22 protein-coding genes are annotated in these 23441 nt (G+C 43.5%); 3 read left to right on the top strand and 19 right to left on the bottom strand.

The features are described 5' to 3' along the window. Positions 1 to 46 precede the first annotated feature (46 nt). Positions 47 to 1372, bottom strand: a complete 1326-nt coding sequence (locus VYM24_RS16340) for a PhoH family protein (RefSeq protein ID WP_291548399.1) — start codon at positions 1370 to 1372, stop codon at positions 47 to 49. A 178-nt stretch (positions 1373 to 1550) separates the two neighbouring features. On the opposite strand from VYM24_RS16340, the gene VYM24_RS16335 reads away from it, so the two are divergent. Next, positions 1551 to 2804: a bifunctional folylpolyglutamate synthase/dihydrofolate synthase gene (locus tag VYM24_RS16335; RefSeq protein ID WP_330940420.1), complete on the top strand. Its 1254-nt coding sequence runs from the start codon at positions 1551 to 1553 to the stop codon at positions 2802 to 2804. On the opposite strand, the gene VYM24_RS16330 is transcribed toward VYM24_RS16335, so the two are convergent. The 8 genes from VYM24_RS16330 to dnaN form a co-directional block, all read right to left on the bottom strand. Continuing rightward, the gene (locus tag VYM24_RS16330; RefSeq protein ID WP_007209727.1) at positions 2772 to 3146 is read right to left on the bottom strand and encodes a RidA family protein; all 375 of its coding nucleotides are present in this window, start codon (positions 3144 to 3146) and stop codon (positions 2772 to 2774) included. The genes VYM24_RS16335 and VYM24_RS16330 overlap by 33 nt on opposite strands. Before the next feature lie 354 nt (positions 3147 to 3500). Further along, a complete protein-coding gene (locus VYM24_RS16325; protein ID WP_330940419.1) occupies positions 3501 to 5204 on the bottom strand; it encodes a tetratricopeptide repeat protein in 1704 nt (567 codons plus the stop codon). 3 nt (positions 5205 to 5207) lie between these two features. Beyond that, positions 5208 to 5948, bottom strand: coding sequence for a 23S rRNA (guanosine(2251)-2'-O)-methyltransferase RlmB (gene rlmB / locus VYM24_RS16320; protein WP_291548393.1), 741 nt, complete (start codon positions 5946 to 5948; stop codon positions 5208 to 5210). A 37-nt stretch (positions 5949 to 5985) separates the two neighbouring features. Continuing rightward, positions 5986 to 7650 (bottom strand): DNA repair protein RecN, encoded by a 1665-nt coding sequence (recN, locus tag VYM24_RS16315; RefSeq protein WP_299093893.1) that lies wholly within the window; start codon positions 7648 to 7650, stop codon positions 5986 to 5988. A gap of 36 nt (positions 7651 to 7686) precedes the next feature. Then, positions 7687 to 8568: a type IX secretion system protein PorD gene (porD, locus tag VYM24_RS16310; protein WP_291548390.1), complete on the bottom strand. Its 882-nt coding sequence runs from the start codon at positions 8566 to 8568 to the stop codon at positions 7687 to 7689. Between the two features lie 30 nt (positions 8569 to 8598). Continuing rightward, positions 8599 to 9813 (bottom strand): bifunctional phosphopantothenoylcysteine decarboxylase/phosphopantothenate--cysteine ligase CoaBC, encoded by a 1215-nt coding sequence (gene coaBC, locus VYM24_RS16305; RefSeq protein ID WP_291548389.1) that lies wholly within the window; start codon positions 9811 to 9813, stop codon positions 8599 to 8601. A 4-nt stretch (positions 9814 to 9817) separates the two neighbouring features. Then, a complete protein-coding gene (locus tag VYM24_RS16300; protein ID WP_291548388.1) occupies positions 9818 to 10588 on the bottom strand; it encodes a 3'-5' exonuclease in 771 nt (256 codons plus the stop codon). Between the two features lie 108 nt (positions 10589 to 10696). Continuing rightward, positions 10697 to 11821, bottom strand: coding sequence for a DNA polymerase III subunit beta (gene dnaN, locus VYM24_RS16295; protein WP_291548386.1), 1125 nt, complete (start codon positions 11819 to 11821; stop codon positions 10697 to 10699). Positions 11822 to 11998: 177 nt separating this feature from the next. Here dnaN and VYM24_RS16290 point away from each other — a divergent pair, with 177 nt between their 5' ends. Continuing rightward, a complete protein-coding gene (locus tag VYM24_RS16290) occupies positions 11999 to 12373 on the top strand; it encodes a DUF3127 domain-containing protein (protein WP_029328892.1) in 375 nt (124 codons plus the stop codon). Positions 12374 to 12435: 62 nt separating this feature from the next. Here VYM24_RS16290 and VYM24_RS16285 read toward each other — a convergent pair whose 3' ends face one another. From VYM24_RS16285 to VYM24_RS16265, 5 genes are all read right to left on the bottom strand, one after another. After that, positions 12436 to 14076, bottom strand: a complete 1641-nt coding sequence (locus tag VYM24_RS16285; RefSeq protein ID WP_291548385.1) for a DUF3352 domain-containing protein — start codon at positions 14074 to 14076, stop codon at positions 12436 to 12438. Between the two features lie 107 nt (positions 14077 to 14183). Next, positions 14184 to 14948, bottom strand: a complete 765-nt coding sequence (locus VYM24_RS16280) for an MBL fold metallo-hydrolase (RefSeq protein WP_330940418.1) — start codon at positions 14946 to 14948, stop codon at positions 14184 to 14186. 66 nt (positions 14949 to 15014) lie between these two features. Further along, positions 15015 to 16013 carry a UDP-N-acetylmuramate dehydrogenase gene (gene murB, locus VYM24_RS16275; RefSeq protein ID WP_330940417.1) on the bottom strand — a complete coding sequence of 333 codons (999 nt, stop codon included), beginning with the start codon at positions 16011 to 16013 and terminating at the stop codon, positions 15015 to 15017. A 24-nt stretch (positions 16014 to 16037) separates the two neighbouring features. Beyond that, positions 16038 to 16886, bottom strand: coding sequence for a DUF4348 domain-containing protein (locus VYM24_RS16270; RefSeq protein WP_291548380.1), 849 nt, complete (start codon positions 16884 to 16886; stop codon positions 16038 to 16040). A 20-nt stretch (positions 16887 to 16906) separates the two neighbouring features. Continuing rightward, a complete protein-coding gene (locus tag VYM24_RS16265; RefSeq protein ID WP_291548379.1) occupies positions 16907 to 17863 on the bottom strand; it encodes an NAD-dependent epimerase/dehydratase family protein in 957 nt (318 codons plus the stop codon). 154 nt (positions 17864 to 18017) lie between these two features. On the opposite strand from VYM24_RS16265, the gene kbl reads away from it, so the two are divergent. After that, a complete protein-coding gene (kbl, locus tag VYM24_RS16260) occupies positions 18018 to 19208 on the top strand; it encodes a glycine C-acetyltransferase (protein WP_330940416.1) in 1191 nt (396 codons plus the stop codon). A 39-nt stretch (positions 19209 to 19247) separates the two neighbouring features. Here kbl and VYM24_RS16255 read toward each other — a convergent pair whose 3' ends face one another. The 5 genes from VYM24_RS16255 to VYM24_RS16235 form a co-directional block, all read right to left on the bottom strand. Next, positions 19248 to 21509, bottom strand: a complete 2262-nt coding sequence (locus tag VYM24_RS16255) for a sensor histidine kinase (RefSeq protein ID WP_425286606.1) — start codon at positions 21507 to 21509, stop codon at positions 19248 to 19250. 137 nt (positions 21510 to 21646) lie between these two features. Further along, on the bottom strand, positions 21647 to 22126 hold the full coding sequence (locus VYM24_RS16250; protein ID WP_291548373.1) for a ferritin: 480 nt from the start codon (positions 22124 to 22126) through the stop codon (positions 21647 to 21649). A gap of 77 nt (positions 22127 to 22203) precedes the next feature. Further along, positions 22204 to 22677: an N-acetylmuramoyl-L-alanine amidase gene (locus VYM24_RS16245; protein WP_330940414.1), complete on the bottom strand. Its 474-nt coding sequence runs from the start codon at positions 22675 to 22677 to the stop codon at positions 22204 to 22206. A 22-nt stretch (positions 22678 to 22699) separates the two neighbouring features. Further along, positions 22700 to 22801: a smalltalk protein gene (locus tag VYM24_RS16240; protein ID WP_291548368.1), complete on the bottom strand. Its 102-nt coding sequence runs from the start codon at positions 22799 to 22801 to the stop codon at positions 22700 to 22702. Positions 22802 to 22826: 25 nt separating this feature from the next. Next, positions 22827 to 23333: an HU family DNA-binding protein gene (locus VYM24_RS16235; RefSeq protein ID WP_291548366.1), complete on the bottom strand. Its 507-nt coding sequence runs from the start codon at positions 23331 to 23333 to the stop codon at positions 22827 to 22829. Positions 23334 to 23441: the final 108 nt, after the last annotated feature.

The following is a 23441-nucleotide window of genomic DNA, read 5'->3' as shown; positions in this document are numbered from 1 at the left end:
TTACGGGTATAACTTTGCCACCATATTTACGACCTATAAAGCTCTGTTACATCAAATTACTAGCTAATTCGCTTAATTGGCTACGTTCTCCTTTTAACAAATTTACATGAGCAAAAAGGTTCTGATCTTTCATACGATCAATCATGTAAACCAAGCCATTGGACTGACTGTCGAGATAAGGTTGGTCTATCTGTTGGATATCACCGGTAAACACCATTTTCGTACCCTCCCCCGCACGGGTTATGATAGTTTTTATCTCATGCGGAGTCAAGTTTTGTGCTTCATCAATAATGCAATAAGTTTCACTCAAACTACGTCCACGGATGAAAGCTAATGCTTCAATAACCAGTTGCTCACTTTTCTGCATATCTTCCAAACGTTTTACCTCTGTTGAGTTAGAAGCAAACTGACGTTTGATTACATTCAGATTATCAAACAAGGGTTGCATGTAAGGAGCTACCTTTTCTTTGGCATCACCTGGCAGGAAACCGATGTCTTTATTGGATAAAGCAACAATCGGACGCGCCAGCAAAATTTGCTTATAGTCATTCATTTGACTAAGGGCAGCTGCCAGAGCCAACAATGTTTTTCCTGTACCGGCTTTACCTGTCAAAGCAACCAATTTGATGTTTGGATCGGTCAACACTTCAAAAGCAAAACTTTGTTCGGCATTCCGAGGTTCGATGCCATAGTTCTTTGTTTTATTCACCCGACAAATGGAATGTGTAAAAGGATTGTAACGGGCAAGTACACTGTTCCTGTCACTTTTCAAGATAAAACATTCATTCGGATGGATGATATCTTTGAAATCAAACTCACTGATATCCAGTCCTTCTCTGGAAGAATAAATCCGGTCTATCAAAGCAGGATCAATTCCCTCAAACACCTCATTTGACTTTTCAAATATATCCACATTTATCACCTTGTCGTTGATATAATCTTCGCAAAGTAAGCCTATGGAACGTGCTTTCATCCGGAGGTTCACGTCTTTTGTCACCAGGATGGTTTTCATATCCTTCTTTTGGCGCGTCAACCAGTCCGCTACAGCCAGAATCTTATGATCGGGAATACGCTCGGGGAATGAGTCGAACACATCCGGAGCATCCACCGAACCGGCTATTACAAACAAATTTCCCAGGCCTTCGCCCAGAGAAGCACCCTTATTAAAAAGATTGTCATCGGTAACTAAATCGAGCTCGCGGAGAAATTCACGAGCATTGAAGTTTATCTGCTCATTCCCTTTCTTGAATTTGTCCAATTCTTCAAGAACCACGATGGGAAGATAAATGTCGTTCTCTTGGAAATTCTTAAGACAGTTATAGTCGTGAAGGATTACGTTCGTATCAATCACAAAATTTTTCTTTGCTCCCATACTCTTTTAGATTTAAATTGTTGATATATTTACCTCCAAAGCGAAGATAAGCTGCACCTTGGCATAAAAAATGGACAAGTTCATTTTATTCTGCTCTCGGTTTGCATTATCTTTGCAGCTTCTAAGATAGGAATTAAAAAGAGAGAATAGTTTGCTTTCTCGTTAAATATTTTAAAAGATGGATTATCAGAACACTTTATTATACTTATATAACAGTGTCCCTATGTTTCAACAGGTGGGAAGTTCGGCATACAAGGAAGGTTTGGAGAATACATTGGCACTGGATGAACACTTCGGACACCTGCACCGGAACTTCCACAGTATCCATGTAGGAGGTACGAATGGGAAAGGTTCATGCTCGCACACTCTTGCTGCTATCTTGCAGGAAGCGGGGTACCGGGTAGGCCTCTACACATCTCCGCACCTCGTAGATTTCCGCGAACGTATCCGAATAAACGGACAGCCCATCCCTGAAGAATATGTAGTCCGGTTTGTAGAAAAAGAACGTGATTTTTTTGAGCCTCTGCATCCTTCTTTCTTTGAATTGACTACCGCTATGGCATTCCGCTATTTCGCTGACGAACATGTAGATGTAGCGATTATCGAAGTAGGACTTGGCGGAAGACTAGATTGCACCAATATCGTGCACCCGGATCTATGTATCATCACCAATATTAGTTTTGATCATACCCAATTCCTGGGTAATACATTAGAAAAGATAGCGGGAGAAAAAGCCGGGATCATTAAAAGTGGAATACCTGTCGTAATCGGAGAAACGACTCCTGAAACAAAACCTGTATTTACAAAAAAGGCTCGCGAAGTAGGTGCTCCCATTCTCTTTGCAGAAGAAAATGAAAAGGATGATTACCCCGGATTGGAATATGAACTGAAAGGGTTATATCAAACTAAGAACACCCGCACGTTACTCACAGCCATCCCTGAACTACGAAAAGCCGGATACAATCTGAGTGAGCAGGCTGTCCGAAGTGGCTTCGCCCATGTTTGTGAACTGACCGGACTGATGGGACGCTGGCAAAAATTGCAGGATGCCCCTACCTTGATATGCGATACCGGACACAATGTAGGTGGCATCACCTATATCACAGAGCAGTTGAAACAGCAATTTTACCGGAAACTACATATGATTATAGGTATGGTAAACGACAAAGACATACGCGGTGTATTAGCATTATTACCCCAAGAAGCCGAATATTACTTCACAAAAGCCAGCGTAAGGCGTGCATTACCTGAAAGCGAACTTGCCCAACTTGCCTCTGAGGCGGGATTGCAAGGAAATTGCTATCCGGATGTTCCCTCTGCCGTGCGGGCTGCACAAGAAAAAAGCCTCCCGGAAGACTTTATCTTCGTGGGAGGCAGTAGCTTTATTGTTGCCGATTTGTTAGCGAACCGCGATGCACTCAATCTCCACTAAAGCATCTTTCGGCAGTGCTTTCACTGCAACAGCCGAACGGGCAGGGAAATCACCATCAAAATAGGTAGCATATACTTTGTTCATATCTGCAAACAATGACATATCCTGTAGGAAAACAGTAGTCTTGACGATATTTGCCATCGTCAAACCCGCTTCTCCAAGGATATGCTTAATGTTCTCCAATGACTGACGTGCCTGTGCTTCAGCACCTTCTGCCATCTGTCCGGTAGTCGCATCAATAGGTAATTGACCAGATACAAATATCATTCCATTCGCTTCGATAGCCTGGCTGTAAGGACCAATAGCCCCCGGAGCTTTCTGACTGCAAATTACTTTTTTCATTCTAATATTATTTTAGTATTCAACAATTTATAGTTCATTCAAGAAAAAAAATTGGTATCTTATGCAGTATTCTGCAACTTCATGCATTTACTTAATAGAATTATATACAAAAGAAAAATTCACTTATACCTGTTTTAAAAACCTAGACTTAGCTAATTCTTTTTTGACACGGGAGTTTCCCGATAAAGGCTCGGCTTGTGAAAGCGGAGCCTTTTTTGCAAAATGCATCATCTATTTTACTAAAACGTATCATTCATTTTACTAAAACGTATCATTCGTTTCACTAAAACGTATCATTCGTTTTACTAAAACGCATCATCCGTTTTTCTCACAGAAACAATGCATTACGACCAATCACTTACAGTGTTTTTCTATTAAAGCATCGACATTCGGATCACCCAGTTCCTTAGCTTTTGCGAAGCTGGCACATGCCTCTTTGTTTTGCTTTAACTGTAGTTGCGCCACTCCTATCAGGCGATAAGCTTCACCATATTTAGGATCAATTTCCAAAGCATCTTTCAGCACCTTGATTGCTTCCTCATTTCTACCCACACGAATGTTTACCACCGCAAGTTCCGAATAATAAGTCAACTCTTTCGGATTAAGCTCAATGGCTTTTGCCAAATCATCCAACGCACGCTGAAACTGCTTTGCCTGAACGGCCGCCTGTTCGCGATAATAGTAGAACACATCATTCACATTGCCACGAACCGCTTTATAGTATTCATCATAATCAAGCATCGCACCGCGTCCTTGTCCGGCATTCAGGCGCATCTGGGCACGTTCCAGCAGATAAGGAGCTGCTTCCTCACTGTACGGTTGCACGAAACGCGCCATACAACTATCCATCAAAGCCAACACTTCTTCCGGAGCTGCTTCCATCAATTCTTTCGTCTTAGCGGCACTAAAAAATGTAGCCGGAGAGGCAATATTGGAACCATTCACCTTCTCATAACAGGCAAGAGCAGCCGCATAGTCCTTCTTGGCAAACTGGATATCGCCTTCCAACTGAACATAAACCGGAAGAGCTTCGATTGCAATCGCTTTACGCACCTCATCCAAAGCCTTGTCATATGTCCAATCTTTATAGCTTTTTTCAGGTTTATCCAACTGATAACCATAAATCAGCTTGGCACGATTGAAGTATGCATCATCTTTCTTTTGCGCCACTTCAAGCGCCTTATCCATATCAGCCGCTACCTTATCCATTGAACTTTTCTCCTTCGACTGGAAGATTTGATTGCTTGCACGGCGAAGATAACCGTCAGCACTGTTGGGATACTGAGATATAAACTCATTCAGTAACTCGGCGTATTTCTCCGGCGCAAGCTGTGAAGAAGCCATATAGAGATAAACCAATGCTTGTTCTTCCGTCTCAGGCAATGCTTTCTTAATGCCGATACTCAATAAAGTATGATCATTGAAAGAAAGAGGACTTATCTTTTGAGCCATAGCATAATCGGCACCTACCGCATAGCAAATGGTAACTGTATCTTTTCCAGAAGATTTCTGTGCCAGACCGAATACTTGTCCCTCAGCAGTCATTACCGGACAACTTACCATTTTATCCTTCAGCTGCATATCAAGTGTATAATAATGATATTGTCCATCTACCTTAGACTCTTCTTTCACCTGTCCGGTAGTATAGGAACGATCTTTCTGTGTAGAATAAGGTAACAGATAAATGCTTGCACCTACAGTCGGGGCCACAGGAGATACCACTAATGCAGGTACTTTTTTTCCTGAAATCGCTACACGGAACTTCACAACATCATACATGTCATTTGCTCCCATAATAACTTCCACAGGCATTTGTGTGCCCTCCGAATTAATGACTACGGCACGCTGCGCACCTTTAAACAAGCTATAATCAGACAGAGCGATTCCATCCTCGGTAACAAAAAATCCATTTCCCGTATTAAGTATCTTATCACTCTCGTCATACGTAACCACCGAGAAAACAGCACGCTTGGCTTTTTCCACCCATTTGGGTGCCTGAGCTACACTCCACTGTGCCAGCAAACAGAGGGCGAGCGTCAACAACAAGTTCTTCTTCATATCTTAGTTGGTTCTTTGTTTCACAGCTTCATAAATCAAAATACCTGCCGCAACAGAAACATTGAGCGACTCGATAGTACCCAGCATTGGGATTTTCACCCACTCATCGCAAAGAGCCAGGTTCTCATAAGAAACACCTTTATCTTCAGCTCCCATTATGATACACAGCGGTCCTGTATAATCAGCTTTGGTATAATCATAGTCACCCTTTTCTGTAGCTGCCACAATGCGGAAACCACTATCTTTGAGATATTGCAATGTAGTCTTCAGATTCTGCTCACGGCAAACCGGCAGAACATGCAATGCTCCGGCAGATGTTTTCATTGCATCAGCATTCACCGTCACGCTTCCTTTAGCAGGAATGATAACAGCATCTACCGCTGCACACTCACAGGTACGAGCTATGGCACCAAAGTTACGAACATCAGTCACACCATCCAACATGACGAACAGCGGGTTCTTGCCTTCTTCGAAAAGAAAAGGCACCAAGTCTTCTGTCTTCTGATACGTAACGGATGAGATAAAAGCAATCACCCCTTGATGGTTCTTACGGGTTATGCGGTTAATACGTTCCACCGGAACACGTTGCACCGGAATCAAAGTTCCTTTTAGCGCAGCAAAAAGTTCTTTGGATAAATCGCTCTGAATGTCTTTCTTCACCAGTATCTTATCGATTTCCTTTCCTGCCTGTATTGCTTCTATCACAGCGCGAACGCCGAAAATCATTTCACTCTTATCAACCATCTTTGAGAAATTAAAATTAGAAATTAAAAATTAAAGGCTATCTTTTGATACCAAGAAGCGCCTTTGCATTATTCAAAGCAGCTTCTGTCAAAGTAGCCCCACTGAGCATATGGGCTATTTCCTCTACCCTCTCCTCATCTGCCAGACGGCGTATGTGGCTATTGGTTTCGGTTTCGTTATCTTGCTTATATACTTTATAATGTGCACATCCGCGCGCAGCAATTTGCGGCAGATGGGTAATACTGATTACCTGGCGATCCTGTTCGCCCATTTCCTGCATAATGTCCGCCATACGGTCGGCAATCTCACCGGATACTCCTGTATCTATCTCATCAAATACAATAGTGGGCAATTTCACCGCACCGGCTATCATCGCCTTGATGGACAACATGACACGTGCAATCTCACCACCGGAAGCTACCGATGAAATATTTTGCAATGAGCCATTTTTATTGGCAGAAAAGAGAAAGTTGACGGTATCTTCACCGTGTACACCAGGCTCTTTTCTTATTCCCATCTCCACCTGAAAACGCACATTAGGCATACCCAACGGCACCAAGCGGGAAGCCATCTGCTTTTCCACTTCACGAGCGGCGCCGGTACGGGCTTTGGTAAGAACAGCAGCCTGCTTTCTCACCTTATTATATAGAGTATCGCAGAGAGTTGTCAACTCACCAATACGTTCATCATAAGAAGTAATGGCCGCCAACTTTGCTGCATATTCTTCAGCAAGTGCCAGTAACTCCTCCACAGTAGTTACCCTATGTTTCTGCTGTAAGGTATAAATCAGATTCAACCGATCGTTAACCTCTTCCAGACGATCAGGATTAAACTCAACATCCTCTTCCTGAGAAGAAACTTCCTGGGAAACATCTTTCAATTCAATATATGTACTTTCCAGGCGTTCAGCAAGTTCAGTAGCCGGAGAATAAACTTTTTGCAGACCAAGCATTGTATTCAGACTTTCCTTCAACCCGGCCAGCAGACCACCTTCATCAGAGGTCAGCAATTGTCCGACACGAAACAAACCGGCCTTTATTTCTTCAGCATGACTCAACACATCCGTCTCCTGTTCCAGTTCTTCCTGTTCACCTGCAGACAAATTTGCTTCTTCCAACTGCTCCAACTGGAAACGGATATAGTCTTCATCTGCCTTATTCTGCTCAGCACGAGCTATGAGGTCTGCCAGTTCCTGTTGTGCATGCTTCCATTCTCTATACAAAGATTGATAAGCAGAAAGTTGTTCATCATTATGAGACAATATATCGAGTACATTCAGCTGAAATCCTTCTTTATTCAACAAAAGATTCTGGTGCTGAGAATGCACGTCAATTAACTGTTCACCCAATTCCTTCATTTGTACAAGCGAAGCTGGAGTATCATTGATAAATGCACGACTCTTACCAGATGCATAAACCTCACGACGCAAGATACACTCTTCTTCATATTCCAGTTCATTATCTTCAAAGAAAGGCTCCATGCCATAAGCTGAAATATCAAAACGGGCCTCAATCACACACTTCGATGCACCCTGGCGAATGGCTTTTACTTCGGCACGCTGACCAAGCAACAAGCCGATAGCACCCAGTATAATAGACTTACCGGCACCCGTCTCACCCGTGATAACGGAGAAACCTGCACCAAAGCTAATATCAAGCTTTTCTATAAGCGCGTAATTCTGTATGTAAAGCGAACGTAACATGACTTAATTACAATTTTAATCTTACTTACTTCCTAATTATTGTTTTATCTTTTCCCACTCGGTAGTCAACGAAGGATTGACAGAAGAGAGTAATTCACATATTTCTTCCTTTTCCTTCATTGCAGCACGGGAATAAAGATTAATCAATTCATCTTTCTTTATTTCAGTAAACAAACCGGGCAATGCCGACATAGGCTTATTCTGTTGCGCCTCTTTCAGACCGCTAAGCATAGATGTTATTACAGCGCGGGCACGGGTAACATTCACAGAGAGTTCATCCATACCTGTACGATGATATCCATACATCAGTTTACGCAAAGGCGCCATGCCATCTTCCAGATAATCAGAAACTAACGCATAACGATTCCGACTGCTATCGAACGCTTTCCAACCGGTTTCACCAAGGTTCTGTGCGGCTGTTACAATGTCTTCAGCTGCCCGAAAAACCTCCGTACCACCCAGTGGAGCCATCGTGTCCATATCCAGTCCGATAATCATATAAGCATAATAAGCAATTACTGCCGTCAGATTACTGTCAATAACATTATCCCGCAGTTGCAGCGGATCGAACTCACGATAGTTGAAAGCAACATCCGTATCTTTAAAGCTAAAAACTACCGTCTGATACCCGGATTGCCAGACGGGGCGTGTAGACTGCACAATCAGCTCACACTTCCAACGTCCATCCGCCTCATTATATTCTTTTACGGTCAGGTTCATAGAACAACGAATCCGTTCATTCACTTCATACTGCGCCTGCGTCCACCGACGGGTATTGATAAACTCCATCAAGGCGTTTTCAAGCGTAGTAAAAACCTGTGTACTCGTACCTTGTATCTGAGAATAATTCACTGTAAATTTACAATTCAATTCCTGAGCAGTGGACTTTAGCGTCACAGCAACCAGAAGCAGAATCATATAAAGCGTCTTATTCCTCACTATCAATATTTACTTATTCTCCAACACTTCCACCAGACGATCTACAATATCCGCAGCTACTTCCGCCTTTGATTTCAACGGAAAGTCCGTCTTGCTTTCACGGTCAATGATACTGATTTTATTCGTGTCGTACCGGAAACCGGCTCCCTTATCATTCAGAGAATTCAGAACGATAAAATCCAGATTCTTCCGTCGCAGCTTATCCTCAGCGTTATGCTGTTCGTCATTCGTTTCCAGAGCAAAACCTACCAATATCTGACGATCTTTCTTCATCTGTCCCAGACAGGCGGCAATGTCTTTCGTAGGTTTCAAACGCAACGTCATTTCCCCTTCCTTTTCCCGCTTTATCTTAGCATCAGCAACCTGTTCCGGTGTAAAATCGGCAACAGCAGCCGAAAGAATAGCAGCATCAGCCTCTGCAAAAAAGTTACACGCAGCATTATACATCTGATCTGCCGATTCCACAGCAAACCAACGTACCGGATATTTCAATTGCTGTTGTACAGGACCTGATATCATAATAACCTTAGCTCCGCGGGCAGCACATTCATCTGCAATAGCAAACCCCATCTTACCGGAAGAATAGTTCCCGATAAAACGTACCGGATCGATCTTCTCATAAGTAGGTCCGGCAGTGATCATAATGGTCTTACCTCGCAAATCACCTTCTCTCCCGGCAAAATAATTCGCCAGATGTTGAATAATGACTTCCGGTTCTTCCATACGTCCCTTACCTACCAGATGGCTGGCAAGTTCTCCTGTACCCGGTTCTATAATATGATTTCCATAAGAACGAAGCGTATCCAGATTCTTTTGTGTAGAAGGATGGGCATACATATCGAGGTCCATGGCGGGTGCCACAAATACCGGAGCCTTAGCCGACAAATAAGTCGTAATCAACATATTATCAGCCACTCCATTTGCCATCTTGCCGATAGTTGAAGCAGTTGCCGGAGCTATAAGCATAGCATCCGCCCATAAACCCAGATCCACATGGCTATTCCATGTACCGTCACGTTGGGCAAAAAACTCACTGATAACCGGTTTACTCGTCAATGCCGAAAGCGTAATGGGAGTTATAAATTCTTTTCCTGCAGGAGTTATGACTACCTGTACCTCAGCACCTTGCTTTATAAGTCCCCGGATAATATAACAAGCTTTATAAGCAGCAATACTTCCGGTTATTCCTAATACAATTTTCTTTCCTTTCAGTGTATTCGCCATGATACTACTTATTGGTTAATTCACGTAGACGGATCTTTGTCAACATAGCCTTGGTGTTCAGTGTAAAGTCACTGTTTAATATCCAGCTATAATAGCCCGGATCGCGTTTCAGCACATCTGTCACCGACATTCCCTTGTATTTTCCAAAGTTAAATACTTCTACACCATTATCATCATAAATCATACGTCCTGCGAAATCCACATTCTTGTTAAAACTGGAATAATCGGCCAGAAAAGCAACATCATTCTGCAATTCCGGATAGCGGTCCAGCTGTGCCATTAGCACCTCATAAGTTGCTTGCGTATCAGCTGCCGCCGTATGTGCATCCTCCAGATTCTTTCCACAATAAAATTTATAAGCAGCAGAAAGTGTACGCTGCTCCAATTTATGGAAAATGACCTGTACATCCACAAACTTGCGGCGGCTCAGGTCAATATCTACACCGGCGCGAAGAAATTCTTCCGCCAGCACGGGAATATCAAAACGGTTGGAATTAAATCCTGCCAAATCACATCCTTCTATATCATTGGCAATAGTACGGGCCACTTCTTTGAAGGTAGGACAATCTGCCACATCCTCGTCATAGATGCCATGAACAGCAGACGCACCTTCGGGAATATGCATTTCCGGATTGATACGAAGTGTTTTTGCTTCCTCATTACCATTGGGGTATACTTTAAGATAACAGATTTCAACGATACGGTCTACATTGATACTCGTTCCGGTCGTCTCTAAATCAAAAAAAACAATCGGGTTTTTGAGGTTTAATTTCATTATTATTATAGGTATAAGCTACGAGCTACGAGCTACAAGCTACAGGCTACGCTATGTCCCGAAAGACACTCGTAACCTGTAGCTTGTAGCTCGTAGCTATAGCAATTATTAATCATTTAACATCATCGGCATCAGTAGCATCAACAACTCCTCATTTTCCTCTTGTTCAACGGGAATGATGACACCTGCACGTGACGGATCTGCCAGTTCAATTATCACTTCATCAGCAGCGATATTATTCAAAATATCAATCAGGAAAGTCGATTTAAAACCGATGCTCATCGGGTTACCATCATACTGGCAAGCGAGTGTTTCTTCGGCAGAAGTAGAGAAATCAATATCCTGTGCCGAAATCACAATCTGATTGAGCTGCATACGCAACTTAATAAGACTGCTTGCCTGTGATGAGAAAATAGATACACGACGCAATGCACCTACCAACTGCATACGGTCCACAGTCACTTTATAAGGATTATTCTGCGGTATCACCGAATTATAATTAGGATAACGTCCTTCAATCAGACGACACACCATGCGGTATTTTTCCAATGTAAACACAGCATTACGTTCATCAAATTCAATAACTACTTGTCCTTGTTCTTTAGGCAACAAATTCTTAATCAACGAAGCCGGTTTTTTGGGCAGAATAAATGCTGCGCGTTCATTACCTTTGGCAGCCAGTGTTTTGCAACGCACCAATTTGTGGCCATCAGATGCCACCATTGTAATATCTTCTGTGGTAATGTCAAAATAGATACCATTCATCACCGGACGAAGTTCATCATCAGCCGTAGCAAATACAGCGCGATTAATTCCACCCAACAATACGGATGCATCCATTTCTACGCGTACGGCATTGTCACCCAGCATAGCCGATTGAGGAAATTCATCTGCATTCTGCCCCATCAGGCTATACTTACCGTTCTGATACTGTACTGTGATTTCCAAAGAATTGGTATTTACTTCAAACGACAGCGGTTGTTCGGGGATTTCCTTCAATGCGTCCAGAATTGTTTTGGCAGCTACGGCAAAGCGTCCGTCAGCATCACTTTCATTCACTTCAACTGACGTCACCATCGTTGTTTCACTATCAGAAACAGTAATCGACAATGTTCCGTCTTTCAGTTCAAAGAGGAAACAATCCAAAATGGGCAACGCATTCTTCGAATTAATCACACGGCTGATAGCCTGTAAATGGCTGGAGAGCGCAGTACTCGAAACGATAAATTTCATATGTTCTGTGTATTTAAGTTTTATATTATTCCCTATTCGTACTATAACTTCATAGTATCGGACAAAGTTACAAAAAAAGATCTTCTCACAGCAAAGAAAATTAAGAAAAAACACCCGGAACTTCTCCGGATTTCCCTAAAAAATTGTAACTTCGCCGCATCATTAAAAAAGAACGCAATGGAATTTACAGGAAAAATTATCGCTATACTCCAACCAAGAGGCGGAGTGGCAAAGTCGGGCAATGAGTGGAAAGCACAAGAATACGTGATTGAAGACCACGGCCAATATCCCCGCAAAATGTGTTTCGATGTTTTCGGAGCAGACAAAATAGAACAGTTTAACATCCAGATGGGCGAAGAACTGACCGTATCATTTGATGTGGACGCACGCCAATGGCAGGACCGTTGGTTCAACAGTATCCGCGCATGGAAAGTAGAGCGTGTTAGTGCAACAGCCCCTGCAGGCGCACCGGGCGCACCTGTTCCGCCGCCGGCACCGACTGCCGCACCGGAATTCCTCACAGGTGACGCAAAAGATGATCTGCCATTCTAAACTAAAAAGGATCTAACACAAAAAAAGGGAGAAAATTTCTCCCTTTTTTTGTGTGTTAAATCTTATATTTTATCTCCTTTGTATAAAAACACCAGATTCGGATATACCACCTCATCCACACAAGTGAATTGTATTGAAAGCACGAAATGCCGGAAAAACTTTGCCTGGCGAAAGAAAAAGTTCGGTATCAGACGCACATAAGTTTCCGGTTGCTCCACCATCTTTTCCATATCCACCATCATTACAAAACTATATGTGGGTGAAAGACTCCCGATCCCCTCTTCATACAACGGGATATCATCCAATACTTCCTCATTCTCCATGGCATCTATATAAGCCGTGAGACTGACAACATCCGGCGCCATCAGCAGATGCCCGCAATAAAAACACACATACGTATAAAGGGCGGACTCTGTGATGCCTGTCAACTGAGTCAACAAGGTATTACGAGGCAATATATAATAACGATATCCTTTCGCCTTTGGATAAAGATGATAATCGGGGTATGCCTGCGGAACAGGAGGCGCATCCATTTCCTTCGGAGAAGTATAAAGCAATGACTGCAAGCGGCGTTCAGCCTGCAACACATTCTTCACCGGAACACTCATCACCGCACAAGGAATCTCATTTACTGTATCTTTCGACTGAAAGAGACAGGATATCATCTGATCTCCTGCATACATTTTCAAGAAATCCATCCATTCTTCATCTCTTTCTTTAATATAATCGGAATAAGTTGCCTTGGCATATTCCTGTTTCGCCGTAAAGCTGCACATAGCATCCATGTCCGAAATGGCCCAACAATCATAAAAGAAAGTAGAAAGTGGAAGCCGTTCTCCCGGAAACCCCTCTACCGGCTGCTGGCGACGCAAAGCATTTATAAAAGTATGCGTAGTGTCCGATCCGTGACTAATCCCCGAACAATAAATAGCATTTTCATTCAGCTTCAAATCAAATTCCGCCCAACTTCCCAAATAGGTCTGCGAACGAATACCATCTGTTTTTTTACCCATCTCCACCGATTTAATGCGCACATACACCGTAGCTTCCACGTTCGCATTCTTCCCGGCATGCATCAGTTTGAATGAAGGCATGTCTATCAACGACTTTTTGGAGAGCCGCGCGTCAATCACCTGTTCTATCAATCGTTTCTGAAAGCTGATCGCCAGAAAGTCCGATGTAAAATACGCTGAAAGGAAACGTCCGTCAGGCATAGGATAAATACTGATCTCCTCACCTCTGTAATCAAAGAATTTAGAAGGGAATGAACTGGAACAATATTTCCTGATGAATGACTCCACCAACTCATAATCACCTGATCCCAGACTGCAATACAACACTTGGTTCAACGGTGTATCCGGCTCATGAAAACTGATAAGCATTTTGTTCATCTGCTTACTAAGTCCGTGCGGAGTATCCTCCAGCAAGGTATGCAGATAGTTCTTCAGATAAACAAAAAGTTCGGAAGCATAAAGGAAGTGATTATCTTTGCTGCAACTCAACAGGTTGATGTCATCCACCAATTCTGCCATACGGTCTGTTTCCAGCACAGCTATTGCGCTTTGAGGCACTAGAGTATAGAGATTAAAATCTTTCTGACTCTCCACCTCATTCAACCTAAAGAATGAATACACCCCGAACCCCGTACATAGCAACACTATGGACACAATCATGGCAATTCTTATGACAAGGCGTAACTTCATGGTTTTTCAGGCATCAAGTTTCGGCAAAAATAAGTATTTCTACTAATAAAACAAAACAAATGTTTCAAAAACTTTAGTAGATATAAAAAGTTTTAGAATGCCTGCCTTTAAAACTCTATTTCCATTCCATCAAAAGTCAGATGCACATCAGGTGGAAGCTGCTTTTCGAGTTCGCCATGCAATCCGGCATGATGGCTCATGTGAATAAAATAAGTTTCGCGCGCACCGATGCGCTTCGCCGTCTCCAATGCCTCGGAAATACTCTGATGCGTAGGATGCGGCTTGACACGCAAGGCATTCACAACCAGAACGTCCAAGTCTTGCAATTGTTCATAGGACTCTTCAGGCATGGTCAGCATATCTGTAATATAAGCCAAACGCTTACCTATACGATACCCCAGAATAGGCAGACGCCCGTGCATCACCTGAAAAGGAATAATCTCCGTATGATTGATAAAGAAGTTTTTTCCCGGCTCCACTTCTTGCAAGAAAATCTGAGGTACACCGGGATATTTATGTTCCAAAAAACAATAGGGCATTCGTGCACGCAAGTGAGTTGCCGTATAGTCATCGGAATATATGGGAATCTCGCCGAAACGGCAGAAAGGACGAAGATCATCCAACCCTCCTACATGGTCATAGTGCTCATGAGTAATCAGCACTCCATCTATTTTTTCAAATGAGGCTACCCTCAACATCTGTTCCCGGAAATCCGGTCCGCAATCAATCAGTATCACCGCATCATCCGTATGCAACAAAGAAGACGCACGCAAGCGGTTATCACGCGGATCGGCAGAAGTGCAAACTTCGCACTTACAACCTATTTCAGGCACTCCTGTCGATGTTCCGCTTCCTAATATTCTTAGTTTCACTTTAATTACATATTAATTATCAATCATCAGTTCTTTCAAAAGCGACCTCTGATAATCATGATTACTTCAAATAAAATTCACTTCGGGATGTATGTCAATGCCAAACTTATCGCGAACTGACGCCCTTACAGCATCCGAAAGGGCTACGATATCAGCCCCCGTTGCCCCACCCCGGTTTACCAACACCAATGCCTGCTTATCATGCACGGCGGCAGGTCCCAGCGATTTCCCCTTCCAACCACACTGGTCTATCATCCAACCGGCAGGAATTTTTATCCGGTCAGCACCCATTTCATAAAAAGGCATCTGAGGATATTGTTCCCGTAAAGCTTCAAAAACTTCACGTGCAACGACAGGATTCATAAAGAAGCTTCCGGCATTACCCAGTACTTTCGGATCAGGCAATTTACTTTCACGAATATTGATAATAACCTGTCGTAATGTCTTCAAGTCAACTTTCGGGTATTTCTCAAGTTCCTGACGAATAGTACCATAGTCCAATGTATAAGACTCTTTCTTACTCAAAGAGAAACCAACATGCGTAACAAACACCTGCTTCATTTCCGGCCGTTTAAAAACACTGTTCCGGTATGAATAATCACATTCATCCGTTTGGTAAACGTGCTTCGCCCCTTGTATGTTCACCGTTTCTACGAAAGAAATCAGATCTTTCACTTCCACGCCATAAGCACCGATATTCTGTACAGCCGAAGCTCCCACCTCCCCGGGAATAAGAGACAGGTTTTCAACTCCATACCAACCTCGATCCGTACAATAGCCCACGAAATCATCCCACACCACACCGGCACCTACACGCACCGAAACCTTTTCTTCATCTTCAGCCGTTACTTCAATGCCGCCAATGCGCGAATGCAATATCACCCCCTCATAATTTCCGGTAAACAGCAGATTGCTCCCTCCTCCAATATGCAGATAAGGAGAAGTAATGCGTTCGGCGGCAATCAACTTCTCCAATTCTTCTACTGAGCTGTATTCCAAAAACACGGCAGCTTCTACATCAAGTCCGAATGTATTGGGTATTTTTCTCATCTCATGCTCCATCATTCGTCATTCGTCATTCGTAATTTCCTAAATACTCGTATCCTCATACTTATATAACTCCCACTCTCCGCGATGTCTGCGAAAATAGAAAATATTGGTATATCCATTTCCAATCCCATTTACTTTCAGGATTTTCGTATTAGAGTAATCGCTATTCTTTTGTCCGTAATTGATATTGGACAGTTTGTCTACAGGCAATACCGGACGGAAAGCATACCACTGGTTCAAGTCGAGTGTAGTCTCCAGGATAGAGAATTCATCATCCGGATCTATCGTGATATACTCTAAAGGTTCGCGAATATGCCGGCTCTGATAAACACTATCAGTCACAAAACGCAAATAAAACGCAACGAAGTCTTCATTCTCCCCCTGCTCTATCTGCCGGAGATTAATAGCTTCCAGCATCCAGACACCCTTGATACGTTCAAAATAGTATTTCTTCACCATACGGTTTTCCAGCAAAATCCATTCCACCTGTACGGATGTCAAGGCAGTATCTCCCACCAATTCCAAGTCATCTTCATCATCGAAGAGCAATGTGTAATAGCTCTGCTGGGTAAACAGATAATCATGTTCCCACTCCCCCCTCTCTATTTTAGAAGGTTTATCAACGTCGTAAAAAGGCAATGGAAACTTAGTCCGCTGCCGTTGCAGGGCGTCATCCGAAGCGTAACTATAGACGAAATCATCAAACGATTCATCCGCTTCTATTGGCTTAGGGTCATTATCAACTTCAGCCTGTGGTACAGTATCAGCTTTGTGTGCAGCCGAATCCACCAAATTGGTGATTGTCGCAAAAGGATCCATCTTCGTCTTCTTGTTGCCGCACGACACCAAGAAAACGAGAAGCAAGAACCCCAATCCTATTTTTCTCATTCTTTACCGGCCCCTGAAGGTCACTTATTTAGTTTAGCTCTTAACTTCTCAAGCATGTCCACCGTCATGGATTCTAAATCATATTGCGGTTTCCAATCCCACTCTTCACGAGCACAACTGTCATCCAAGCTGTCGGGCCAACTGTCGGCAATGGATTGCTTCAATGGGTCAATCTCATATACCATTTCAAAATCGGGTACATGCTTTTTTATCTCCCGGCAGATTTCTTCCGGATCAAAACTCATGGCAGCGATATTGAAAGCGTTCCGATGCTTCAGACGTGCCGGTGCTGCTTCCATCAACGAAATGGCTGCATTCAGCGCATCGGGCATATACATCATATCCATATAAGTACCGGGTTTCAAAGGGCATACGAACTTTTCACCTTTCACTGCGGAGTAAAAAATATCGACCGCATAGTCTGTAGTCCCCCCTCCCGGAGGAGTTACATTGGAAATGATGCCCGGAAAACGAACCGCACGGGTATCTACTCCATATTTAGTATAATAATAATCGCTCAACAATTCAGTAGTTACCTTGGTTACGCCATACATCGTACGAGGACGCTGAATCGTATCTTGCGGCGTCTTCACATGAGGCGTAGCTTCTCCAAACGAACCGATAGAACTCGGAGTAAACACTGCGCAGCCATATTCACGCGCCACTTCCAGCACATTCCATAATCCGTCTATACCAATTTTCCAAGCCATAGCCGGACGGCTTTCGGCAACCACCGAGAGCAAAGCTGCCAGATTATAAATCGTATCAATCTTGAATTGGCGCGCCACCACTTCAATAGACTGACGGTCGGTTACATCAGCAATAGCAGAAGGCCCCGATGCTTTCAATTCTCCTTTAGGCATAGCACTCGGAATGTATCCGGCTATAACATGGTCATCTCCATAACGTTTACGCAATTCCAATGTGAGTTCCGAACCTATCTGTCCGGTTGCTCCAATTACCAAAATATTCTTCATACGACTTATTTATAAGGTGCTCCATCCTTAGAGACGTGCAAATATACATACTTTTTTTTCATTATTCTATCATTTTGCTATTGTTTATTTGAAGAAAAATCGTGTCCTTTGTATCGTTTAGTAATAAGATGACAAACTTTTAATTTATAAAGCTATGTACGGGAAAATGAAAGAACACCTCAGCAATACGCTTGCTGAAATCAAAGAGGCCGGACTCTACAAAGAAGAGCGCCTGATCGAGAGTGCGCAACAAGCCGCCATCACCGTAAAAGGGAAGGAAGTGCTGAATTTCTGCGCTAACAATTACCTGGGTTTGTCCAACCATCCGCGACTGATTACCGCTGCCCAAAAGATGATGGATCACCGTGGCTACGGCATGTCTTCCGTACGTTTCATCTGCGGAACACAAGACATCCACAAAGAACTGGAAGCCGCTATCTCCGACTATTTCAAAACCGAAGACACCATACTATATGCTGCCTGTTTTGATGCCAATGGTGGAGTGTTCGAACCTCTATTCAGCGAGGAAGATGCTATCATCTCCGATTCCCTGAACCATGCCTCCATCATTGACGGTGTACGCCTGTGCAAAGCCAAACGTTACCGCTATGCCAATGCCGACATGGCCGAACTGGAAAAGTGTCTGCAAGAAGCACAGGCCCAGCGTTTCCGCATTGTTGTAACAGACGGCGTTTTCTCCATGGACGGCAACGTGGCTCCGATGGATCAAATCTGTGATCTGGCGGAAAAGTACGATGCCCTGGTAATGGTAGACGAATCTCACTCTGCCGGTGTAGTAGGTCCTACAGGCCACGGCGTGAGCGAGCTATTCAAAACTTACGGACGTGTGGATATTTACACCGGTACACTGGGCAAAGCTTTTGGCGGAGCCATGGGCGGATTCACCACCGGACGCAAAGAGATTATCGACCTGCTGCGCCAACGCAGTCGCCCGTATCTGTTCTCCAATTCTGTTGCTCCTGCCGTGATCGGCGCAAGCATCGAAGTCTTCAATATGCTGAGAGAAAGCAATGCCCTGCATGACAAATTAGTAGAAAACGTCAATTACTTCCGCGAGAAAATGACTGCCGCCGGATTTGACATCAAGCCTACACAAAGTGCCATCTGCGCCGTGATGCTGTATGATGCCAAACTTTCACAGATTTACGCCGCCCGGATGCAAGAAGAAGGCATTTACGTCACCGGATTCTATTATCCCGTAGTTCCGAAAGACCAGGCACGCATCCGTGTACAGATCTCTGCCGGACACGAAAGAGAACATCTGGACAAGTGTATAGAAGCATTTATTAAGGTAGGAAAAGAACTTGGAGTATTATCGCGCTAAAGCACGATAAGCTACGGGCTACGAGTTACCGGCTACAGGTTACTCGTAGCTTGTAGCCTTTACCACCACTGTAAATCTGCTCCCTTTCCCCTGTTCCGACCACAGTTCGATCCTTCCTTGTAGTTTCTCCACAATCACCTGGCAGATAGAAAGTCCCAGACCTGTTCCCTGTGAGAATTCATTTTGTTTATAGAACCGGTTGAAAATCATCTTCTGCTCGGCATATGGAATGCCGCAGCCTGTATCTTCCACATAAATCGCCACTTCCGAAGTATCAGGCAGATAACGGTATCCCAGTTTGATATACCCCGAAGCCGTAAATTTGGACGCATTATTCAGGAAATTAGTTATCACTTGCACTAACCGTCCTTTATCTACATTTATCCTTACCGGCACCGTATCCTTATCTTTAATAAATTCCAACTGTCCCGATATCAACATCTGATGGGTCTGATAGATTTCATCCACCAATTCCCCCACTCCGCATGGAGCAAATTCAAAGGACATATAGCCCGACTCAAGCCGTGAAAGTTCCAGGATATCATTTATCAGTGTCAGCAACAAATCACTATTCCTGTTGATCGTCTTGATATACTCACAGCGCTCATCCGTTTCCAGTTCTTCATCAGCTGCCAATATATTGGAAAAGCCGACAATCGCATTCAGCGGAGTGCGTATCTCGTGACTCATATTCGCCAGGAACGATTGTTTCAGCTCGGCTTTTTCCGCCAGCAGACGCGCCTCTTCCAGTTCATGTTCACGATCTTTAATGTCCTGTATATTCAGCAATAGTCCGGCAGCCTTATAGCCGCCATCCGGCAACGCAATGGTCTTATACCGGAATTCCCACCATTGATATCCCTTTCCGTTGAAGTCGCAACGCACCTGTACCGCCACCTTACGGACTAAGGATATCTTCCTCCAATTTTCCTCCACTTCATCCCGGCATTCCGGATGAATAAACTTAATCAGTTTGTCAAACGTAAGCACCTTCGACATCATTCCCTGCGACTTCCAGAAATCACTCTCGAATATAAAATAATCATTCTCCAACTTCCACGCATACGTATCACTCCCCTCAATAGCCAGCGCCAACGTTTCTTTTTCATCCTCCAACGCATTGAGAGCTTTCTTTTTCCTCCCCTGCTCCCGACGATAGAGGAAAAACAACAAGACAAACAGCATAATCAATAGAACTGTAGTTGAGAAAACAATTCCTCCCCACAGCCAAGGATATTCCTTACTGAACGGAATATGGATAATAGAATACTTCTCTGGAATATCCGTCTTCGAAAGCCCCCTCTGTTTCATCACCTCCCAATCTACCACATACTCTTTAGCACTGTTTGCGATGGGCATATCCAAAGGTTTCTCACCATGCAAAATCCTGACCGCTGCATCCACCATTTCCCCTACCTGTATCGGGATCGTCGTCATATATCCCCCCAACAGTTTCTCGCCATAACCAAAACCTTCATTGATGGCCGTCAAACTGGGACTAGAACAGATATTACCGATATTGACAGTCGTAAAATCTCTTTTCAACTGAAGATAACACCTATCTCTTGTGTATTGGCTTAAACTCCAAAGTAGTCCGGCATCCGAACGATCCTTCTGAAGCCGGACAGTAAGCCCGGCAAAATACGTATAACTCTTTTCTTTTACAAACTCCTTCCATTCCCTGGAATTGAATTCTTTTGAGTTCATGAAACCTTCCACCTTCTCGTCTTTCAACTGTTCCCAAGCATCCTTCCTTATTTGTTTATCCAAGTAAGTGGAGTCTATAATAGTGAAGAGATGTATCTCCTTCCCGAATATCTCTTTCGCAACCTTGATATTCGCCATAAAATCTATTTTATCACGAAATCCGGTCACGTTGGGATATTGCTTTATAAGAGACCAGTTAGGGTAATTCACTCCACCAAAAACAACAGGAAGTTGCTTCGCCAGCGGATGTCCGCACTTCAGCAGCGAATAAGTTGCCTGGTCATCATTGACCAGTATAATTTCCGGTTCCCAGTTTTCGGAAACTTCATCCAGCAGAGAGTGCAGATACAAGGATTCCAAGCTATCCTGATAGGCCTCACAATCTAAATACACCGTACGGAGTTCGGCATCAATCCCTCTCTTCCGGAAAGTTTCGGCAATCATTTCATTAAAATCAGGATAAGCGGCATAAGATTTCTCATAAGAGTGCACCACCAGCACTTTTCGGGTTTCCATCTCCGAACAAGCACTCAGAACATAGCTGCTCAACATTATCCAAAGAAGGTATTTAAGATTTATTTTGCCCATATGCATAGTAACTCATAGTACGTGTCAATAAAGAGTAGCAAAGGTAGATTAAAATACCGAAACAGCCAAAAAGAAATAAAAAAAGCCGCCTGAATAAAATCAAGCGGCTTTTTTGCCTTGGCAATTCTATATCAAAAAGACTATTAACGTTCGCCCAATTTCACATCTACAAAGAAGACACCGGTTGCACCGGCTTTCTTAATCATATCAACGATACCTGCAGCAGTTGCCTCTTCTTCTACCTGTTCGCGTACAAATCCCCACAGGAAGTCCTGCGTTGCTTTATCTTTTTCGGCGGCAGCCACATCCACTAACTTGTCGATCATTTCGGATACACGGCACTCGTGTTTATACACCTGTTCAAATACTTCCAGCGGAGTACCGAAATCATTAGGAACTACATCCAGCTTATCAACTTTGGCTTTACCGCCACGTTTGATTACGTAATCAGCCAATGCACAGGCATGTTCGTTCTCTTCAGCCCACTGTTTTTTCAACCAATGTGCCATACCACAATATCCTTCTTTCTCCATATAGAAAGACATAGCCAAATACATGTTAGCCGACCACATTTCAGCTGTAATCTGCTCGTTAATTGCATTTTGTAATTTTTCAGTAATCATAATCGTATTTTTAATTAAATTGAAATCATTACAAAAGTAACAATGATACACAGACATTGTTCATTTGATAACATTTTTTATATAAAATAGCCCGGATTGACGGGCGTTTCCTGCAAAATAGTCTCAGCATTGAAACACGGACACTCCTTGATCCACTCTTCCGGTTCTATTTCGCCATTGCCGTTCAAGTCAGGACTAAGGTCACGATGACCTGCCAGCCGGGAGCCCGGATAATCCTTCAACAACAACATCACCAATACACGAAGAGAATGTTTCTGTAAATCCGTTCTTGTATCAGAAGCCCGGCCATTCACATCCAGCCCGCCTTCATAGCACACACCAATTGAGCGGGCGTTGTATCCGCGGGCATGCGCACCGGGTTTTTCAACCGGGCGAAGGTTTTTGATATCCCCGTTCTTCCTTATATAATAATGATAACCTGCGCCGGAGAATCCCCGGCGCAGGTGGTCTGTGGTTAAGTCATATTCCGTATAGCAACGGTCAGCGCGGGTGGCGCTGCAATGAATGACGATTAAATCAATTTTTCTCATTTCTTAAAGTATTATCCCGGCATCATTTCCCTGTCATCGCATGCGCGCTAAACGCTCCCAACACAGCCGAAGCCACAGCAATTACAATTTTCAACACCGCATCCCAAGTCAATTTCTTTTTCATACCTTATGTAAGTTTAGATTAAAGTTTACCCCAGCGGGTTTTCATCCAGACCACCGTCTCCGCCGGAATTGCCACCTCCCTGACCGCCAGAGGAGGAACCGTCTTCATCCTCCTTTTTATCCAGGGCAAAGGATACATTGGCCGGGCTTCTGGTTTCCGCTATGGTTCCGTTCACCAGCCGCAATCCTTTGTCCGGTGTGAAACGGATATGCACCCGTTTGATATTCCTTACCTTACAATCCTCCATTTTCTCCACGCCCGAACAACGGAACGTCATGTGAAATATCCCGAATTGATTCAGTTTCACCTTGTCTCCATTGACAAGTGTCCCTTGAATTTCTTCTACCAAAGCCTCGATCACGTGTTTCACGTCACCTTTGGTCATAGCACAATTCTTCTGAATACTGGCAGCAAGGGTGTCGATATCCACCGTGCCGGCAGAGCGGGGTTTCTGACGAAGATAAAACAACATCGGAGAGTCTTTATCACTCACGATTTTTCTACGCTGGAAGCGTTCTACAAGTACATCCATTAAAATTAAAGTTTAGGTTAAAAAAACATTCTGTAATGCCTATCATTAAGCACTTCACAAAGATACAACATTCAGAAGCCAAAGTCAAGTATTTTGCTATTTATTTCT

The organism is Bacteroides sp. MSB163 (assembly GCF_036416795.1).
GTDB classification, from domain to species: domain Bacteria; phylum Bacteroidota; class Bacteroidia; order Bacteroidales; family Bacteroidaceae; genus Bacteroides; species Bacteroides maternus.
This window is presented reverse-complemented; position numbering and strand designations above follow the sequence as displayed.

Coding starts and splice junctions, on each gene's coding strand:
- VYM24_RS16340 (WP_291548399.1), bottom strand. CDS start 1,372: ATGGGAGCAAAGAAAAATTTTGTGATTGATACGAACGTAATCCTTCAC.
- VYM24_RS16335 (WP_330940420.1), top strand. CDS start 1,551: ATGGATTATCAGAACACTTTATTATACTTATATAACAGTGTCCCTATG.
- VYM24_RS16330 (WP_007209727.1), bottom strand. CDS start 3,146: ATGAAAAAAGTAATTTGCAGTCAGAAAGCTCCGGGGGCTATTGGTCCT.
- VYM24_RS16325 (WP_330940419.1), bottom strand. CDS start 5,204: ATGAAGAAGAACTTGTTGTTGACGCTCGCCCTCTGTTTGCTGGCACAG.
- rlmB (WP_291548393.1), bottom strand. CDS start 5,948: ATGGTTGATAAGAGTGAAATGATTTTCGGCGTTCGCGCTGTGATAGAA.
- recN (WP_299093893.1), bottom strand. CDS start 7,650: ATGTTACGTTCGCTTTACATACAGAATTACGCGCTTATAGAAAAGCTT.
- porD (WP_291548390.1), bottom strand. CDS start 8,568: ATGATTCTGCTTCTGGTTGCTGTGACGCTAAAGTCCACTGCTCAGGAA.
- coaBC (WP_291548389.1), bottom strand. CDS start 9,813: ATGGCGAATACACTGAAAGGAAAGAAAATTGTATTAGGAATAACCGGA.
- VYM24_RS16300 (WP_291548388.1), bottom strand. CDS start 10,588: ATGAAATTAAACCTCAAAAACCCGATTGTTTTTTTTGATTTAGAGACG.
- dnaN (WP_291548386.1), bottom strand. CDS start 11,821: ATGAAATTTATCGTTTCGAGTACTGCGCTCTCCAGCCATTTACAGGCT.
- VYM24_RS16290 (WP_029328892.1), top strand. CDS start 11,999: ATGGAATTTACAGGAAAAATTATCGCTATACTCCAACCAAGAGGCGGA.
- VYM24_RS16285 (WP_291548385.1), bottom strand. CDS start 14,076: ATGAAGTTACGCCTTGTCATAAGAATTGCCATGATTGTGTCCATAGTG.
- murB (WP_330940417.1), bottom strand. CDS start 16,013: ATGATGGAGCATGAGATGAGAAAAATACCCAATACATTCGGACTTGAT.
- VYM24_RS16270 (WP_291548380.1), bottom strand. CDS start 16,886: ATGAGAAAAATAGGATTGGGGTTCTTGCTTCTCGTTTTCTTGGTGTCG.
- VYM24_RS16265 (WP_291548379.1), bottom strand. CDS start 17,863: ATGAAGAATATTTTGGTAATTGGAGCAACCGGACAGATAGGTTCGGAA.
- kbl (WP_330940416.1), top strand. CDS start 18,018: ATGTACGGGAAAATGAAAGAACACCTCAGCAATACGCTTGCTGAAATC.
- VYM24_RS16255 (WP_425286606.1), bottom strand. CDS start 21,509: ATGCATATGGGCAAAATAAATCTTAAATACCTTCTTTGGATAATGTTG.
- VYM24_RS16250 (WP_291548373.1), bottom strand. CDS start 22,126: ATGATTACTGAAAAATTACAAAATGCAATTAACGAGCAGATTACAGCT.
- VYM24_RS16245 (WP_330940414.1), bottom strand. CDS start 22,677: ATGAGAAAAATTGATTTAATCGTCATTCATTGCAGCGCCACCCGCGCT.
- VYM24_RS16240 (WP_291548368.1), bottom strand. CDS start 22,801: ATGAAAAAGAAATTGACTTGGGATGCGGTGTTGAAAATTGTAATTGCT.
- VYM24_RS16235 (WP_291548366.1), bottom strand. CDS start 23,333: ATGGATGTACTTGTAGAACGCTTCCAGCGTAGAAAAATCGTGAGTGAT.